Annotated in this window: 14 protein-coding genes and 1 pseudogene; 7 read left to right on the top strand and 8 right to left on the bottom strand. The window is 64.1% G+C overall.

Going from position 1 to position 15,398, the window contains the following annotated elements; all coding sequences use genetic code 11:
- Window positions 1-7: 7 nt before the first annotated feature.
- On the bottom strand, window positions 8-988 hold the full coding sequence (rfaD, locus tag ACVIN2_RS34925; protein ID WP_456769083.1) for an ADP-glyceromanno-heptose 6-epimerase: 981 nt from the start codon (window positions 986-988) through the stop codon (window positions 8-10).
- A gap of 159 nt (window positions 989-1,147) precedes the next feature.
- Here rfaD and waaF point away from each other — a divergent pair, with 159 nt between their 5' ends.
- On the top strand, window positions 1,148-2,218 hold the full coding sequence (waaF, locus tag ACVIN2_RS34920; protein WP_456769082.1) for a lipopolysaccharide heptosyltransferase II: 1,071 nt from the start codon (window positions 1,148-1,150) through the stop codon (window positions 2,216-2,218).
- A gap of 177 nt (window positions 2,219-2,395) precedes the next feature.
- Here waaF and ACVIN2_RS34915 read toward each other — a convergent pair whose 3' ends face one another.
- Window positions 2,396-3,433 (bottom strand): glycosyltransferase family 4 protein, encoded by a 1,038-nt coding sequence (locus ACVIN2_RS34915; RefSeq protein ID WP_456769081.1) that lies wholly within the window; start codon window positions 3,431-3,433, stop codon window positions 2,396-2,398.
- 125 nt (window positions 3,434-3,558) lie between these two features.
- Here ACVIN2_RS34915 and galE point away from each other — a divergent pair, with 125 nt between their 5' ends.
- From galE to ACVIN2_RS34900, 3 genes are all read left to right on the top strand, one after another.
- Window positions 3,559-4,572, top strand: coding sequence for a UDP-glucose 4-epimerase GalE (galE, locus tag ACVIN2_RS34910; RefSeq protein ID WP_007612473.1), 1,014 nt, complete (start codon window positions 3,559-3,561; stop codon window positions 4,570-4,572).
- A gap of 119 nt (window positions 4,573-4,691) precedes the next feature.
- Window positions 4,692-6,494, top strand: a complete 1,803-nt coding sequence (locus tag ACVIN2_RS34905) for an ABC transporter ATP-binding protein (RefSeq protein ID WP_456769080.1) — start codon at window positions 4,692-4,694, stop codon at window positions 6,492-6,494.
- A 35-nt stretch (window positions 6,495-6,529) separates the two neighbouring features.
- On the top strand, window positions 6,530-7,231 hold the full coding sequence (locus tag ACVIN2_RS34900; protein ID WP_085383345.1) for a fumarylacetoacetate hydrolase family protein: 702 nt from the start codon (window positions 6,530-6,532) through the stop codon (window positions 7,229-7,231).
- A gap of 77 nt (window positions 7,232-7,308) precedes the next feature.
- On the opposite strand, the gene ACVIN2_RS34895 is transcribed toward ACVIN2_RS34900, so the two are convergent.
- Window positions 7,309-7,767: a YybH family protein gene (locus tag ACVIN2_RS34895; RefSeq protein ID WP_456769858.1), complete on the bottom strand. Its 459-nt coding sequence runs from the start codon at window positions 7,765-7,767 to the stop codon at window positions 7,309-7,311.
- A 131-nt stretch (window positions 7,768-7,898) separates the two neighbouring features.
- Here ACVIN2_RS34895 and ACVIN2_RS34890 point away from each other — a divergent pair, with 131 nt between their 5' ends.
- Window positions 7,899-8,441, top strand: coding sequence for a hypothetical protein (locus ACVIN2_RS34890; protein ID WP_456769079.1), 543 nt, complete (start codon window positions 7,899-7,901; stop codon window positions 8,439-8,441).
- Between the two features lie 6 nt (window positions 8,442-8,447).
- Here the strand turns inward: ACVIN2_RS34890 and ACVIN2_RS34885 are convergent.
- The 3 genes and pseudogenes from ACVIN2_RS34885 to ACVIN2_RS34875 form a co-directional block, all read right to left on the bottom strand.
- Window positions 8,448-8,627: pseudogene (locus ACVIN2_RS34885) on the bottom strand (lipid A hydroxylase LpxO); the annotation flags it as partial.
- A 203-nt stretch (window positions 8,628-8,830) separates the two neighbouring features.
- Window positions 8,831-8,986 (bottom strand): hypothetical protein, encoded by a 156-nt coding sequence (locus ACVIN2_RS34880; RefSeq protein ID WP_007612486.1) that lies wholly within the window; start codon window positions 8,984-8,986, stop codon window positions 8,831-8,833.
- 146 nt (window positions 8,987-9,132) lie between these two features.
- Window positions 9,133-10,056, bottom strand: a complete 924-nt coding sequence (locus ACVIN2_RS34875) for a LysR family transcriptional regulator (RefSeq protein WP_456769078.1) — start codon at window positions 10,054-10,056, stop codon at window positions 9,133-9,135.
- A 214-nt stretch (window positions 10,057-10,270) separates the two neighbouring features.
- Here ACVIN2_RS34875 and ACVIN2_RS34870 point away from each other — a divergent pair, with 214 nt between their 5' ends.
- Window positions 10,271-10,981, top strand: coding sequence for an SDR family NAD(P)-dependent oxidoreductase (locus ACVIN2_RS34870; RefSeq protein WP_456769077.1), 711 nt, complete (start codon window positions 10,271-10,273; stop codon window positions 10,979-10,981).
- 31 nt (window positions 10,982-11,012) lie between these two features.
- On the top strand, window positions 11,013-12,248 hold the full coding sequence (locus ACVIN2_RS34865) for a YbfB/YjiJ family MFS transporter (RefSeq protein ID WP_456769076.1): 1,236 nt from the start codon (window positions 11,013-11,015) through the stop codon (window positions 12,246-12,248).
- Between the two features lie 10 nt (window positions 12,249-12,258).
- Here the strand turns inward: ACVIN2_RS34865 and ACVIN2_RS34860 are convergent, their stop codons facing one another.
- Both ACVIN2_RS34860 and ahcY read right to left on the bottom strand, forming a co-directional pair.
- A complete protein-coding gene (locus ACVIN2_RS34860; protein ID WP_456769075.1) occupies window positions 12,259-13,719 on the bottom strand; it encodes a flavin-containing monooxygenase in 1,461 nt (486 codons plus the stop codon).
- A gap of 157 nt (window positions 13,720-13,876) precedes the next feature.
- Window positions 13,877-15,298 carry an adenosylhomocysteinase gene (gene ahcY, locus ACVIN2_RS34855; RefSeq protein ID WP_027566812.1) on the bottom strand — a complete coding sequence of 474 codons (1,422 nt, stop codon included), beginning with the start codon at window positions 15,296-15,298 and terminating at the stop codon, window positions 13,877-13,879.
- Window positions 15,299-15,398 lie beyond the last annotated feature (100 nt).

Genomic DNA, 15,398 nt, shown 5'->3' with positions numbered 1-15,398 from the left:
ATGGGCCTCAGCGGAAGCGGTCGGGCCGGTCGAGATAATCCCCGACATAGGCCTTCACCGCGTCCTCGAGCGTCGTGAAGCCGCCACTATAGCCGGCGCGGTGGAGGCGATCGACCTCGCTCTGGGTGAAGTACTGGTAGCTGCCGCGGATCTGCTCGGGCATGTCGATGTATTCGATGTTGGGGCTGGCGCCGAGCGCGGCATAAGCTGCCAGCATCAGATCCCTGAAGCTGCGCGCCTTGCCGGTGCCGACGTTGAAGATGCCGGACACCGAGGGCGTTGCCAGCAGCCACATGATCACGCGCACGACGTCGTCGACATAGATGAAATCGCGGCGCTGGTCGCCGTCCGCGATGCCCTCGCGATGCGACTTGAACAATTGCACGACGCGGCCCGCTTTGACGTCGTCGAAGCGCCGCGCCAGCACGCTCATCATCGAGCCCTTGTGGTATTCGTTGGGGCCGAACACGTTGAAGAATTTCAGTCCGGCCCATTGCGGCGGCAGCTTCTCGCCCTTCGCTGCGCGCTCGGCGACGGCGAGATCGAACAGGTGCTTGCTCCAGCCGTAGAGGTTCATCGGCCGCAATTTCTTCAACGCAGCGATCGAAGCATCGTCGTCAAATCCTGCCTCGCCGTCGCCATAGGTCGCCGCCGAGGAGGCGTAAATCAACGGCACCGCATTTGCCGTGCACCAGTCCAGGAGGCGCATCGACAGGCGGAAATTGGTCTCGAACACCAGGTCGCCGTCGGTCGCCGTGGTCGCTGATATCGCCCCGAGATGGATCACGGCATCGAGCTTGCGGCCCTTCAGCCAGTCCGGCAGCTCAGCCGGCGGCACGATATCCACAAGCTGCCGCTTGGCGAGGTTGCGCCATTTGCCCTCGTTGCCAAGGAGATCGCAGACCACGACGTCGCTGCGGCCAGCCTCGTTCAGCGCGGCGACGACATTCGATCCGATAAAACCGGCCCCGCCGGTCACCAGCAACATTTCACCTAGCCTGCCCGATGTTTTGCGACCCGATCTTGCCCTAGCGCATGATCCTCCAAAGTGTAAGCGGTTTTGGGATAGCCGCTCAGCCGGCTTTACCTGCCGGCCCGGAGCGGCTAACCGAACCGCCACATCAGCGCACCCCGGCTCTATTAACGAATGAACCTAGATTCGCAACTTAGTGGCGAGACAGATCGGGGCGACACGCGCCCGATCCTGATCGTCCCCTACATGTGGATCGGCGATTTCGTCCGGAATCACACCGTCGTGCGGGTCCTGAATGAGCGCTGGCCGAACCGGCCGGTCGATTTGCTCACGACCTCCCTGTGTGCGCCCCTGGTCGATTACATGCCCGGCGTGCGCGATGGGATTGTCTGGGACCTGCCGCGCGGCCGGCTCGCCGTGGGCCGCCAGCTCGGCCTGGCGAAGCTCCTGCGCGAGCGAAACTACGGCACCGCCCTGGTGCTGCCCCGGACCTGGAAGGCCGCCATCGCGCCCGCTTTGGCCGGGATTCCGGAAAGGGTCGGCTTCGTCGGCGAATTCCGGTTCGGCCTGCTCAACCGCTGGCGCTGGGGTGAAAAGAAACTGCCCCGCTTCATCGACAAGAACGCCGCCCTCGCCCAGCCCGATGGCGCCCCGCTGCCGCCGGAATGGCCGGTGCCGCAGTTGCGGGTCCCGGCCGAGGACATCGTCCGCTGGCGGCAGGCCAATGGCCTCAGCGCGGGCGCTGCCGTAGCCCTCGCCCCCGGCTCGGTCGGAGTGTCAAAACGCTGGACCTACTATCCCGAGGCTGCCCGCCTGCTCGCCGAGCGCGGCCTCGAGGTCTGGGTGATCGGGGGCCCCGGGGAAAAGGGCCTGGCCCAGGAGATCGTCGCGGCCGGCGGCGCTGGGGTGCAGGACCTTACCAGCAATGATCTGCGCAACGGCGTGCTGGCCATGGCCGCGGCCGGCGTCGCGATCTCCAACGATTCCGGCCTGATGCACATCGCAGCCGCCTTGGGCACGCCGACCATGGGGATCTTCGGTCCGACCAGCCCCTATCTCTGGGCCCCCCTCAACGGCCTCGCCGCGACCGTGGTGCAGGACAAAAGCGTGCTGTCCTGCCAGCCCTGCCAGAGCACGATCTGCAAGATGAACGACCACCGCTGCATGCGAGATATCGCGGCGAGCGAGGTGGTCGAGATTGCGCAGCGGGTGCTGGGTGAGGCGGGGATGCGGGCTTCGACCTGAAGGCCGTCGAGGCTGCGCCGATAATGACAGCATACCGGTGTTTTGCCCGACGAGTCAAATCGACTTCGTAAAATCAGCAGAACATCGCCCCCCGCCAAGCCATTGATTTCGTTGGCCCGGCTACTGTGCATGGGGTTGTTTTCGCGGTTTTGTTTTTGGGGATGCGAGGGCAGCGGCTCAAAGCAGCGGCCGATACAGCTCGCCGATCCGTGCCGCCTCGGCATCGAGGCTGAACTGCGCGAGCACCCGTGCCCGCCCGCGCTCGCCCATAGCGATCGCGGCGGCCACGTCACGCATCAGCGGTTCGACCGCTGCGGCCAGCGCATCCGCGTCACCGGTCGGGACCAGCACGCCGGTCACGCCATCCTCCACCACGAGCTCGGCCGCGCCGGCGCGCGCGGCGACCAGCGCGCTGCCGGCCGCCATCGCCTCGATCAAGGTCAGGCCAAAACCTTCGTTGCGCGAGGTGAAGGCGTAGATCGTCAGCCGCTGATACCAGCGCTGCACGTCTTCGATCGGCAGCTCGCCAGTGATGACGATGCGCGATTGCAGGCCGGCGGCCTCGATCCGTTTCTTCAGGTCGTTTGCAAAAGCGGTTTGCTCGGGTGTGACCTGGCCGACGATGATTGCGGTGAAATCCGGATAGCGCGGCAGCAGGCGGCACATCGCATCGACGAACACATCAGTGCCCTTCTGCGCGCGCACCCGGCCGAAGCAACCGATCGCGTAGCGGCCCGGCAGCGCAGTTTCCGCGAAGGCGGCAGTGCGGTCGAGCGGCGGCGCATAGACGGCAGTGTCGACCCCGTGCGGAATCACGGTCGCCTGCACTTTCAGGAACGAGGCCGAAAGATCTGACGTCGCGATTATCGCGTCCATGCGCCGGATCAGCCAGCGCGTGATCCAGCTATGATGGCGCTGTGCCGCCGAGGTGAAGACGAGCTTGAGCGGCCAACCGAGCGCGCGCAACAGCACGCCCGCGATCATCTCGTTGTTGCGGCGCGCGTGCCAGATCACCGGCGCCTTGCGGCGCCACAATCTCAGCAGATCGGCACCGCCCAGGCGCGCGATGCCCTCCGGCGCGTCGGAGCCGAACCACGCGGCGCGATAGAGCTTTGCCAGCCGCGGCGCCACCATCCGGTTGGTCGCGGTGACCCCGGAATAGCGCCTGTGCAGATTTGGCACGATCACTTCGAGATCGCTTGGGGAATTCGCCACGCCACGCTCCGTTTCGAAAGTCCCTATACGCAACATTAAGCATAGTGACCAGTTCAGCCGCGCCGATACCCACTCTTCACCACGTAAACGTTAGCTTGGAGCGTTGATCGAAGACGGGTGAGATCATGACTGTGCTTGTCACCGGCGGTGCCGGCTATATCGGAAGCCACACGGTTCTGGCGCTGGCGGAAGCCGGCGAGGACGTCGTCGTGATCGACGATCTCTCGACCGGTTTCTCCGCCTATCTGCCCGAAGGCGTGCCGCTGTTCATTGGCGATGCCGGCGACGAGAACCTGCTCGAAGGCGTGATCGCCCAGCACAACATCGAGAGCATCATCCATTTCGCGGGCTCGGTGGTCGTGCCGGATTCGATGCGCGATCCGCTCGGCTATTACCGCAATAATTTCACGACCGCGCGCAACCTGCTCAATGTCGCGGTCAAGCGCGGCATCGACCGCTTCATCTTCTCCTCGACCGCGGCGGTCTACGGCGATCCGGACCAGGTGCCGGTGCCCGAGCATGCGCCGACACGGCCGCTGTCACCCTACGGTTCGTCGAAGCTGATGACCGAGATCATGCTGCACGACGTCGCTGCCGCCTACGGCATGCAGTACGTGACCCTGCGCTATTTCAACGTTGCGGGTGCCGATCCGCAGGCCCGCATCGGCCTTGCCACCGTCGGCGCCACGCACCTGCTCAAGATCGCGGTGGAAGCGGCCACCGGCCAGCGCGCCAAGATCGACGTGTTCGGCACCGACTATCCGACCCAGGACGGCAGCTGCATCCGCGACTTCATCCATGTCACGGACCTGTCGCAGGCGCATCGCTCGGCGCTCGCCTATTTGCGCAACGGCGGCGCCTCGACGACGCTCAATTGCGGCTATGGCCGCGGCTACTCGGTGCTGGAGACCATCGACGCGGTACGCCGTGTGTCGGGCCGCAGCTTCGCCGTGCAATACGCCCCGCGCCGGCCCGGCGACATCATGACCATGGTCGCCGACACCAGCCGCATCCGCGGCCTGCTCGACTGGAAGCCGCAATACGACGACCTCGAGACCATCGCAGCCCATGCGCTGGCCTGGGAGGACAAGCTGTTCCGCGAGCGTCACGGCGAGCTCCGCCACGCCGCCTCGGCCTAGATTCCATTCCAGCGCAAGCCCTTAATTGGGCTTGAAAAGCGCTGGCTTAGCGGGCACAGAGGCCATTCGATCCCTGACGCGCGGGCAGGCTTTTTTCCTGTGCCGTCAATGGACTGCGGATGGCTCAGTTTCCAAAGAAAATCACCGACGATCCCTATGCGGCAGCGGTCCTGATTCGCCGCCTGGTCACGGAACAGGGGATCCTCTACTGGCGGCGCTACCTCGTCGCCTTCGCGCTGATGGCGCTTGCCGCCGGATCGACCGCGGGCGCGACCTACGTGCTCGGCCAGGTCATCAACCAGGCCTATGTCGACAAGAACATCCCGGGCATCGCGATGTTCTCGGGCATCACCGTGATCCTGCTCTTCATCAAGGGCGTGGCGACCTACGGCCACATGGTGATCCTGACCAAGATCTCCAACGCGATCCTCGCCACCAACCAGCGCCAGCTGTTCGCCAAGCTGATGCGCGAGAGCGTCGGATTCTTCTCCGAGCGGCATTCGTCGGAATTCCTGGCGCGGCTGACGGCCGGCGCAAAGTCCATCACCGATGTCCTCAACATGCTGGTCAATGCGGTCGGGCGCGACCTCATGATGCTGCTCGCCATGATCGGCGTGATGGTGTGGCAGGATCCGGTGATGTCGTTCATCGGCCTCGTCGCCGTGCCGCCGGCGATGCTGGTGCTGCGCAAGCTGGTCAAGCGCATCAAGGGCCTCGCCTACAACCAGTTCACCGGCACCGCCGACATCCTGGAGACGATGCAGGAATCGCTGCAGGGCATCCGCACCGTGAAAGCATTCACGCTCGAAGACACCATGCAGAACCGCATCGACGAGAACATCGCGATCGTCGAGCGCAACGCCAACAAGATGGCCCGCGTCGCCAATCGCTCCAATCCGCTGATGGAGATGCTCGGCGGCTTCGCAGTCGCCGGCTGTTTGCTTTACGGCGGCTATAGCGTGGTCGCGCTCAACGCCACGCCCGGCGCGTTCTTTTCCTTCATGACCGCGTTCCTGATGGCGACCGAGCCGGCCAAGCGGCTGGCGCGGCTCAACATCGACCTCAACAGCCAGTTGGTCGGCGCCCGCATGCTGCTCGAAGTCGTCGACAGCCCCGCGAGCGAGCATTCCGACGATGACAAGCCGGCGCTGAAACTCTCGAACGGACGCATCGAGCTGCGCGACGTCAGCTTCTCCTATCGCAACGGTGAGACCGTCCTCAACCGCATGAGCTTTGTTGCCGAGCCCGGCAAGGTCACCGCGCTGGTCGGCCCCTCCGGCGGCGGCAAATCGACCGTGCTGGGGTTGCTGCTGCGCTTCTACGAGGTGACGCAAGGCGACATCGTGATCGACGGCCAGTCGATCGGCGCCGTCTCGCGAAAATCGCTGCGGGCTCAGACCGCCTATGTCGGCCAGGACGTCTATCTGTTCCGCGACACCATCCGCAACAACATCGCCTTCGGCCGGGCGGGCGCGACCGAAGAACACATCATCGATGCTGCGAAAGCAGCCTGCGCGCATGATTTCATCATGGGCTTCCCGCTCGGCTACGACACGCCCGTCGGCGAGCACGGTACGCAATTGTCCGGCGGCCAGCGCCAGCGCATCGCGGTCGCGCGCGCGCTGATCAAGAACGCGCCGATCATCCTGCTCGACGAAGCCACCGCCGCGCTCGATTCGGAATCCGAGCGGCAGGTGCAGGAGGCGATCGAGCATCTCTGCCGGAACCGCACCACCATCGTGATCGCGCATCGCCTGCACACCATCATGCACGCCGATGCGATCCTGGTGGTCGAGGGCGGCGAGATCGTCGAGCAGGGCCGGCATGACGAGCTGTTCCGCCGCGGCGGGCGCTACGCCTCGTTCTTCCGCCTGCAACATCACGACGCCGGCGCTCTGGCGCCGATCAGCGCAACCGCATAGAGTTCCCTTCACCTCAAGAGCAGCGAGATCGCACCATGAACGCCGCCTCCTACGTCATCCCGCTTCCGACCCAGGCCTCGCTTCCCGTCGTCGGGGAAAGCGGCCGTTATCCCGTGCGCCGCATCTGGTGCGTCGGCCGCAACTATCTCGAGCACATCCGCGAGATGGGCAATGACGAGCGCGCCCCGCCGTTCTTCTTCGCCAAGCACGCCGACATGTTGGTGCCCGACGGCGCCACCATTCCCTATCCGCCCCTGACCAAGGATTTGCATCACGAGGTCGAGCTGATCGTCGCAATGAAGAGCGGCGGCCTCAACATTCCCGCCGACAAGGCGCTCGACCATGTCTACGGCTATGCCGTCGGCATCGACCTGACCCGCCGCGACCTGCAGATCGCCTCGCGCAAGAAGGAGCGTCCGTGGGAGGTCGGCAAGTCGTTCGACTATTCGGCGCCTTGTTCCGCGGTGCAGCCGGCATCGAAGATCGGCCATCCCGCCAAGGGCAAGATCTGGCTCACGGTCAACGGCAAGGAAGCGCAGAAAGGCGACCTCACCGAGCTGATCTGGAACGTGCCCGAGATCATCTGGCAGCTCTCGCAGCAGGTGAAGCTCGCCGCCGGCGACATCATCATGACGGGCACGCCGGCCGGCGTGTCGCAGCTCCAGCCCGGCGACAAGCTCGAATGCGGCGTCGACGGCGTCGGCACGCTGAAGGTCTCGATCGGCCAGCCCGAGTAAGGCTCACGGCGGCTCTACCTAAGAAGGCCTCGGGCATGTCCGGGGCCTTTTTCATTTCGCTGGCGGACGATGCCGATCTACCAGGCCTTCACCGGCCGATCGGCGTGGCTTGTCTGCGGCACACCGCGATTGAGCGACATGTGGGAATGCACGCACAGCCAACCATCGCCATGTCTTGAAAACACCATCGTGGCCCGGCCGGGGCGCGGAAACGCGCTGCCGTCGGGATGATAGCCCGTGCTCGTCCACGGCACGATCACGGTCGCCATCGTGCCATCGGACGATGCCAGGATCGAGGCCTGGTCGATGACGAAACGGAAGTCGGCCGTCTTGGGCCAGACGTTGTCCCATTGCGTGGTGACCCATTGGTCGAGGCCGGGAATGACGTCGTTGTGTGTTCCGAAGGCCAGCACATCCGGATGGAAGAGCGGCCGCGCCGAAGCGTAGTCGACCTCGCGGACATAACTTGCGAAGGTCTCCAGCCATTGGCGAAAGAACTGCGTGATCTCGGCATTCGCGGTCGGCAAGGAGGCCATCGCCTGCTCCATGTTCGGCAACTCAATCGCGGCAATCTTTGTTGCCATGAGGCGAACCGTCCAGCAAGATATGTGGAGAGCACCGGTGGAGATCGATCGACGAGCCGGGCCGATTTCATGGAGCCAGACTCATGAGACGCCTTCTCCTGCTTGCGGCCGCACTTGTCGTTTCGTGCAATGCAGCCAGCGCGCAGTCCGGTCAGCCCTATGCCGGCCTTGAGCAGCGCCCCATCAAGGCGCTGTCGCACCAGCAGATCGACGATCTTCGAGCCGGACGTGGCATGGGCCTGGCGCTTGCCGCCGAACTCAATGGATATCCCGGTCCGAGCCATGTTCTTGAGTTCGGTGACCGGCTTGACTTGACCGCGGATCAGCGCATCCGGGTTCAGCGCCTGTTCGAGGCCATGAAGCAAGAGGCGGTCCCGCTGGGTAACAAGCTGGTCGAGCAGGAAACGGAGTTGGACCGGCTCTTCTCTGCCCGCGTCGTGACATCGGAGTCACTCAAGGCGACCCTCGTTGCCATTTCGGAAACCCAGGCATTGCTCCGCGAAAGCCACCTCAAATATCATCTGTCGACAACCGCCTTGCTCGACCAGAGCCAGATGCAGCGATACGCGGAGCTGCGAGGTTACCAACGCCCCGATAGCTCCGAAGCACACAAGCACCATCATTAGACGCGGTCATCGCAGCGCCGACAGCACGATGAGGCCGAGGATCAGCGCCGTCAGCGAATATTTCAGCGTGTAGTAGACGTCGCAATTCCATTCCTTGACCTTGCGGCTCGCAAGATTGATCTCGTAGAGCTTGCCGAATAGCTTGTTGAGCAGGCCGACGCTCTCTCCGTCGATGTTCTGCGTTGCAACCACATCAATCTCGGCGACAGCACCGAGAAGCTGATGGCGCAGTTCGGCGGCCCCTTCCATGTCGGGCCGAGCGGGCTGGAGAAGACCGAGCTCTGGACCTATCACCCATGGCCCTTCTCATTCGAAGTGCAGGCGGACCGTGTCACGTCAATCCGGATCAGCGATCCGACCGTCCAGTAATAGATTGTACGGGGCCCTGGTCACGCCCGTGACAGGGCCTGGAGACCCTTGAAGGTCAGGCGCTTGGGGTCGGTGACGCCGGCGAGATACAGGCGGCGGATAAACGCGATGACGGCGTCGCGGTCGCAATCGGTCAACGCGACGACGGCGTCGACCGCGATTCTCTGGGCTTCCATTGGGCTCACCTCGGCCTTGCAAGTAACCCCGGCCGAGACAGGCTAGGACTCCGCGGTTAATCCGGCGTTAACCGTTCGGGCAACATGGCCGATTCACCCGAGCGGCCGTATACGCAAAACAACGCATTGCCCGTGCACGCAGCGGCTCACCGGGCACTGATGCCCTTCTTGAGCTGAGCAAACTGCTTCTTCAGCCGCGGCACCGCGAAGTCCGTGAAGGTCCGGACCTTCGGCACCGAGAGCCGGCCCTGAGGACAGATCAAATGCGCGGGCATCTCGGGATCCTCGTCGCCGGGCAGCACGATCTCGAGCTCGCCGCGCGCGACCTGCTCACCCACCTGGTACGAATACATTCGCGCCACACCGCGGCCGGCGACGGCCGAGGCCACCGCCGCATAGGTGCTGTTGACGACAAGGCGCGGCGTGAACTGTACCGTGCGGGCTGCCGACGACCCGGCCTGCGGTGCAAAGGTCCACGAATTGGGAAGATGGGCCATCGCGACGATCTGGTGCTTGGCGAGATCGCCGGGCTCGGTGATGCGCGGGTGCTGCTTCAGATAGCGCGGTGATGCCACCACGACGCGGCTGATCTCGCCGACCCGCATCGCGACCATCGCTGAATCCGCGAGATGACCGATGCGGAGCGCGACGTCGACCCCCTCCTCGATCAGATTGACCGCGCGATCGAACAGCAGGAGTTTTGCCGACACAGTCGGATAGGCATCGAGAAACGCATCGAGGATCGGCCGCAGCACCATCTCACCCGACACCACCGGGGCAGTGATCGTGAGCAAGCCCCGGGGCGCCGTGCGCGGTCCGGCCGCGATGTCGTCGGCCTCCTCCAACTCGGTCAGCACGCGCCTGCAGACCGCGACATAGCGCTCGCCCTCCTCGCTCAGCTTGATGGAACGTGTGGTCCGGTGCAGCAGCTCGGCACCGACCCGCTGCTCCAGGAAAGCAATGGCGCGGCTGACCGCCGCCGGCGAACGGCCAAGCTTGCGGCCCGCAGCCGCAAGGCTGCCCTCGTCGACCGCAAGGACAAAGACCTTCATCGCATCCAGACGATCCATACGTTTCCCGCCAGCCCATCGAGCTCCGAATGCAAGCTAGGCGTTCGCTCCCGTTGCGACAACCACCGCCGGGCGCCGGTCCGGCATTCGTTCGCGCGGCGAAAGAGTGTCTGCCGGACAGCGCATATTCGCAACCGGCCCGCTGCGGCGTACCTCATCCGCGAAGCCAGCCGTCGCTGGCACAGGTTCTGAAAGCCAACAACAGGAGCCCATCATGGGTATCGAACAGAAGGTTGCCATTATCACCGGTGCTTCGCAGGGCATCGGTGCCACCCTGGTCCAGGGTTTTCGCGATCGAAACTATCGCGTTGTCGCGACAGCGCGCTCCATCAAGCCGTCGGGCGATGACGATGTCCTCGCCATTGCCGGCGACATCGCCGACCGGAACACCGCCGAGCGGGTGGTCTCGCAAGCCGTCGCCCGCTTCGGCCGCGTCGACACGCTGGTCAACAACGCCGGCATTTTCGTCGCAAAGCCGTTCACGCAGTACACGGCGGAGGACTATGCGGCGGTGATGGGTACCAACGTCGCGGGCTTCTTCCACGTCACGCAGCTCGCTATCGCCGAGATGGAGAAGCAGGGGTCCGGCCACGTTGTCCAGATCACAACCACGCTGGTCGACCAGGCCAATTCGAACGTGCCCTCGGTGCTGGCCTCGCTGAGCAAGGGCGGGTTGAGCGCCGCGACCAAGTCGCTCGCGATCGAATATGCCAAGCGCGGTATCCGCGTGAACGCGGTGTCGCCCGGCATCATCAAGTCGCCGATGCATCCCGTCGCAACGCACGCCCAGCTCAATGCGCTGCATCCCGTCGGCCATATGGGCGAGATGTCCGACATCGTCGACGCCGTGCTCTATCTCGAGGGCGCCTCCTTCGTCACCGGCGAAATCCTGCATGTCGACGGCGGCCAGAGCGCGGGGCACTGAACGCTAGCGCCTTCGCGCGCACGAGGATGACATGACAGACGCAGATGCCAAGCAGCAAGTTCATCCCCGACCGCATCAGCGGTCGGGTTCGACATCAGAGATTCCTTCACAGCAAACCTGGCGATATGCGGTAGCCGGATTGTCAGCATCGCTGGTCGGACTTGGCCTCGCGCGCTTTTCCTACACGCCGCTGATCCCGGCCCTGATCGCCGCAAAATGGTTCGACCCGTCCGACGTCGTCTATCTCGGTGCAGCGAACCTGGCCGGCTATCTCGCCGGCGCGCTCGCGGCGCGGACCGTGGCCGCGCGCATCGGCACCGTTCGCGCTCTGCGGGCGATGATGTTGCTCGCGAGCCTCTCTTTTTTTGCCAACTCAACCCCGGTGTCGTTCACCTGGTTTTTCGCCTGGCGCTTCCTATCGGGGCTCACCGGCGGAATCATCATGGTGCTGGCGGCCTCCGTCATTCTGCCCCATACCTCGGCAGCGAAGCGCGGCGTGGTCGGCGGTGTGATCTTTGCCGGTGTCGGGCTCGGTGTCGCCGCATCGGGCACGCTGGTGCCGCTATTGCTGCAGCAAGGCTTGCAACAGAGTTGGTATGGTCTTGGCGTGGTCTCGGGCACTCTCACGCTGGTGAGCTGGTGGAACTGGCCTGCCCAGGCCAAGACCGATACCGTGTCATCGCAGCGGGCGAAGCACGCTTCGCCCGCCGTTCGCGGCTTGCTCGTCCAATACGGCCTCAACGCGGTGGCGCTGGTGCCGCACATGGTCTTCATCGTCGATTTCGTCGCGCGCGGCCTCGGCCAAGGTATTGCCGCGGGATCGCACTACTGGGTGCTCTACGGCCTTGGCGCAATCGTCGGCCCCCTGGTCACCGGTCATCTCGGCGATCGCGCCGGGTTTGGACCCGCGCTACGCGCCGCCTTCCTGATCGAAGCGGCCGCCGTGTTGCTCCCGACCGTCAGTACCGCGCCTCTCTCGCTGATCGTGTCGAGCGTGGTGGTCGGCGGGTTCACACCCGGCATCGTACCGCTCGTGCTCGGACGTATCCATGAGGTGGTCCCCCATTCTGCCGAGCAGCAGCGCAGGACGTGGAGCCATGCCACCACCAGCTTTGCGCTGTTCCAGGCGGCCGCGGCCTACGGCTTCTCCTGGATCTACGCGCAGACCGGCGGTGATTATCTCGTGCTGTTCGCGCTGGGCGGCGGCGCCATCGTTCTCGCACTCGCGATTGATCTTGCGCTGCCGCTTGCCACCCGCAAGGCTTAGGTCGTCGCGATCAGGAATATTGCATCACGCCGTCGTCGATCCGGCCGAACCGCAAGGAGACGATGTCGAGCGCGTAGTTCTGGTAGAGCCGCCACGGCTGCTTCGAGCCTTGCTTCGGCATCTTTGCGACCGAGCGCTGCACATAACCCGAGGTGAAATCGAGCGATGGCTGCGCCGTGATCGTGGGATCGTCATTATGCGGCATGCACTGCCGGAAATTGTGCCGGTCCATATAGTTGATGAGGCGGCAGACATACTCGCAGGTGAGGTCGCATTTCAGCGTCCATGATGCGTTGGTGTAGCCGAAGGCGGAGGCCATGTTGGGCACGTCGGCATACATCATGCCTTTGTAGGTCAGCGTATTGGCGAAATCGACGGTGCGGCCGTCGACGCTCACCTCCAACCCGCCGACGACCTGGAGCACCAGTCCCGTCGCGGTCACGATGATGTCCGCCGCAAGCTCGCTGCCGTCCTTCAGGCGGATACCGCCGTGCGTAAACGTGTCGATCTCTTTGGTGACCACGGAGGCGCGCTGCTCGCGGATCGCCTTGAACAGGTCGCCATCCGGCACGAGGCAGAGCCGCTGGTCCCACGGATTGTAGCGCGGCGTGAAATGAGTCGCGACGTCGTAGTCGGGGCCGAGCGCCATCTGCACGCCCTTGAGAACCAGCTCCTTGACTTTCGCAGGGCGGCGCCGACTGAGCTGGAAGAAGAACATCCCCCACATCACGTTGCGCCAGCGGATCAAATGATAGGCAAGCCGCGTCGGCAGATTGCGCCGCAATTTGTTGGCGACGGGATCCTGCGCCGGCCGTGACACCACATAGGTCGGCGAGCGCTGCAGCATGGTGACCTGCGCGGCCGTCTTGGCGAGCTCCGGCACCAGCGTCACCGCGGTCGCGCCCGAGCCGATCACGACGACGCGCTTGCCCGCGCAGTCGATGTCGGCGGTCCATTTCTGCGGATGCACGATGCGGCCGGCGAAATCCGCGACGCCCGGAAACTCCGGCGTGTACCCTGCCTCGTATTTGTAATAGCCCGAACACATGAACAGGAAATTGCAGGTGAAGCGCACGGTTTCGATAGCGCCCTCGCCAGTGATGCGCTCGGCCTCGACAGTCCAGCGCGCCTCACTCGTCGACCACGCCGCACGTTTGACGTGATGGCGGAAGCGGATGTGCTTCTCGATGCCGTTCTCAGCCGCGGTTTCGCGAACGTAGTTGAGGATTTGCGCGCCGTCGGCGATCGCCTTCGGATCGGTCCACGGCTTGAAGGAATAGCCGAGCGTGAACATGTCGCTGTCGGAGCGGACGCCGGGATAGCGGAACAGGTCCCAGGTGCCGCCGATGCAGTCGCGGCCCTCGAGGATGACGTAGCTCTTGCCCGGACATTTGGTCTTCAGGTGGAAGCCCGCGCCGATGCCGGACAGGCCGGCACCGACGATCAGCACGTCGAAATGGTCTTGAGCCATTGTTTCCTCCGCAGCCGAAGATTGTCTGACCGGGATCGTCGCTCGTCAACTGGCAATCGGCCTGACACAACCGCGAGGAAACACGTGCGTCGCGCTTAAGACAACAAAGCCCCGGATCGCTCCGGGGCTTTGCATCGAAAATAGATACGATCAGCGATCAGTAGCGGTAATGGTCCGACTTGTACGGACCTTCCTGCTTGACGCCGATGTAATCGGCCTGGTCCTTGCGCAGCTCGGTGAGCTTGACGCCGATCTTGGCGAGGTGCAGGCGCGCGACCTTTTCGTCGAGCGACTTCGGCAGCACGTACACTTCCTTCTTGTACTTGCCGTCCTTGTTGTTGGCGAAAAGCTCGATCTGCGCCAGCGTCTGGTTGGTGAAGGAGGCCGACATCACGAAGGACGGATGGCCCATCGCATTGCCGAGGTTCACGAGGCGGCCTTCCGACAGCATGATGATGCGATGCTTGTCGGGGAATTCGATCTCGTCGACCTGCGGCTTGATGTTGGTCCACTTCAGGTTACGCAGACCCGCGATCTGGATCTCGTTGTCGAAGTGACCGATGTTGCAGACGATGGCGCGATCCTTCATCGCGCGCATGTGCTCGATCGTGATGATGTCCTTGTTGCCGGTCGCGGTGACGAAGATGTCTGCGCGGGGCGCGGCGTCTTCCATGGTCACGACTTCATAACCTTCCATCGCCGCCTGCAGCGCGCAGATCGGATCGACTTCGGAGACCAAGACGCGGCAGCCGGCCTGGCGCAGCGAGGCGGCCGAACCCTTGCCGACGTCGCCGAAGCCCGCGACCATCGCGACCTTGCCCGACATCATCACGTCGGTGCCGCGGCGGATGCCATCGACCAGCGATTCACGGCAGCCATAGAGGTTGTCGAACTTCGACTTGGTGACGCTGTCGTTGACGTTGATGGCCGGCCATAGCAGCGTGCCGGCCTTCTGCATGTCATAGAGACGATGCACGCCCGTGGTGGTCTCTTCGGAAACGCCCTTGATGCTCTTGGCGATCTCGGCGAAGTAGCCCTTCGGCTTCTCCTTGAGCTGCTTCTTCAGAAGCGCGAAGAAGACCTCCTCTTCTTCCGAGCCCGGCTTGTCCAGGAATTTGGTGTCGCCGTTCTCGGCGCGCAGACCGAGATGGACGTACATGGTGGCGTCGCCGCCATCGTCGAGGATCATGTTCGGGTGACCGCCGCCGTGCCAGTCGAACAGCTTGGCGGTGTAGTCCCAGTACTCGGTAAGGCTCTCACCCTTGACGGCGAACACCGGAATGCCGGCGGCTGCGATCGCCGCCGCGGCGTGGTCCTGCGTCGAATAGATGTTGCAGGAGACCCAGCGGATGTCGGCGCCGAGCGCGGCCAGCGTCTCGATCAGCACGCCGGTCTGGATTGTCATGTGCAGCGAGCCGGCGATGCGCGCGCCCTTCAGCGGCTGCTTCGGGCCATACTCTTCGCGGGTGGCCATCAGGCCGGGCATCTCGGTCTCGGCGAGGGAGAGCTCCTTGCGGCCGAAATCGGCGAGCGAAATGTCCTTGACGATGTAATCGGTGAAGCCGGGCTTCGCGTTCATGTCTGTTTCCTAGTGGTGGGTCTGGCGTGTCAGTAACGAAGCAAACGAAGCGCCTTGCGGCACAGTCTTCTCCCTCTTCCCGTTTTTACGGGGAGAGGGC

The sequence above is a fragment of the Bradyrhizobium sp. USDA 3650 genome (assembly GCF_054057395.1).
This window is presented reverse-complemented; position numbering and strand designations above follow the sequence as displayed.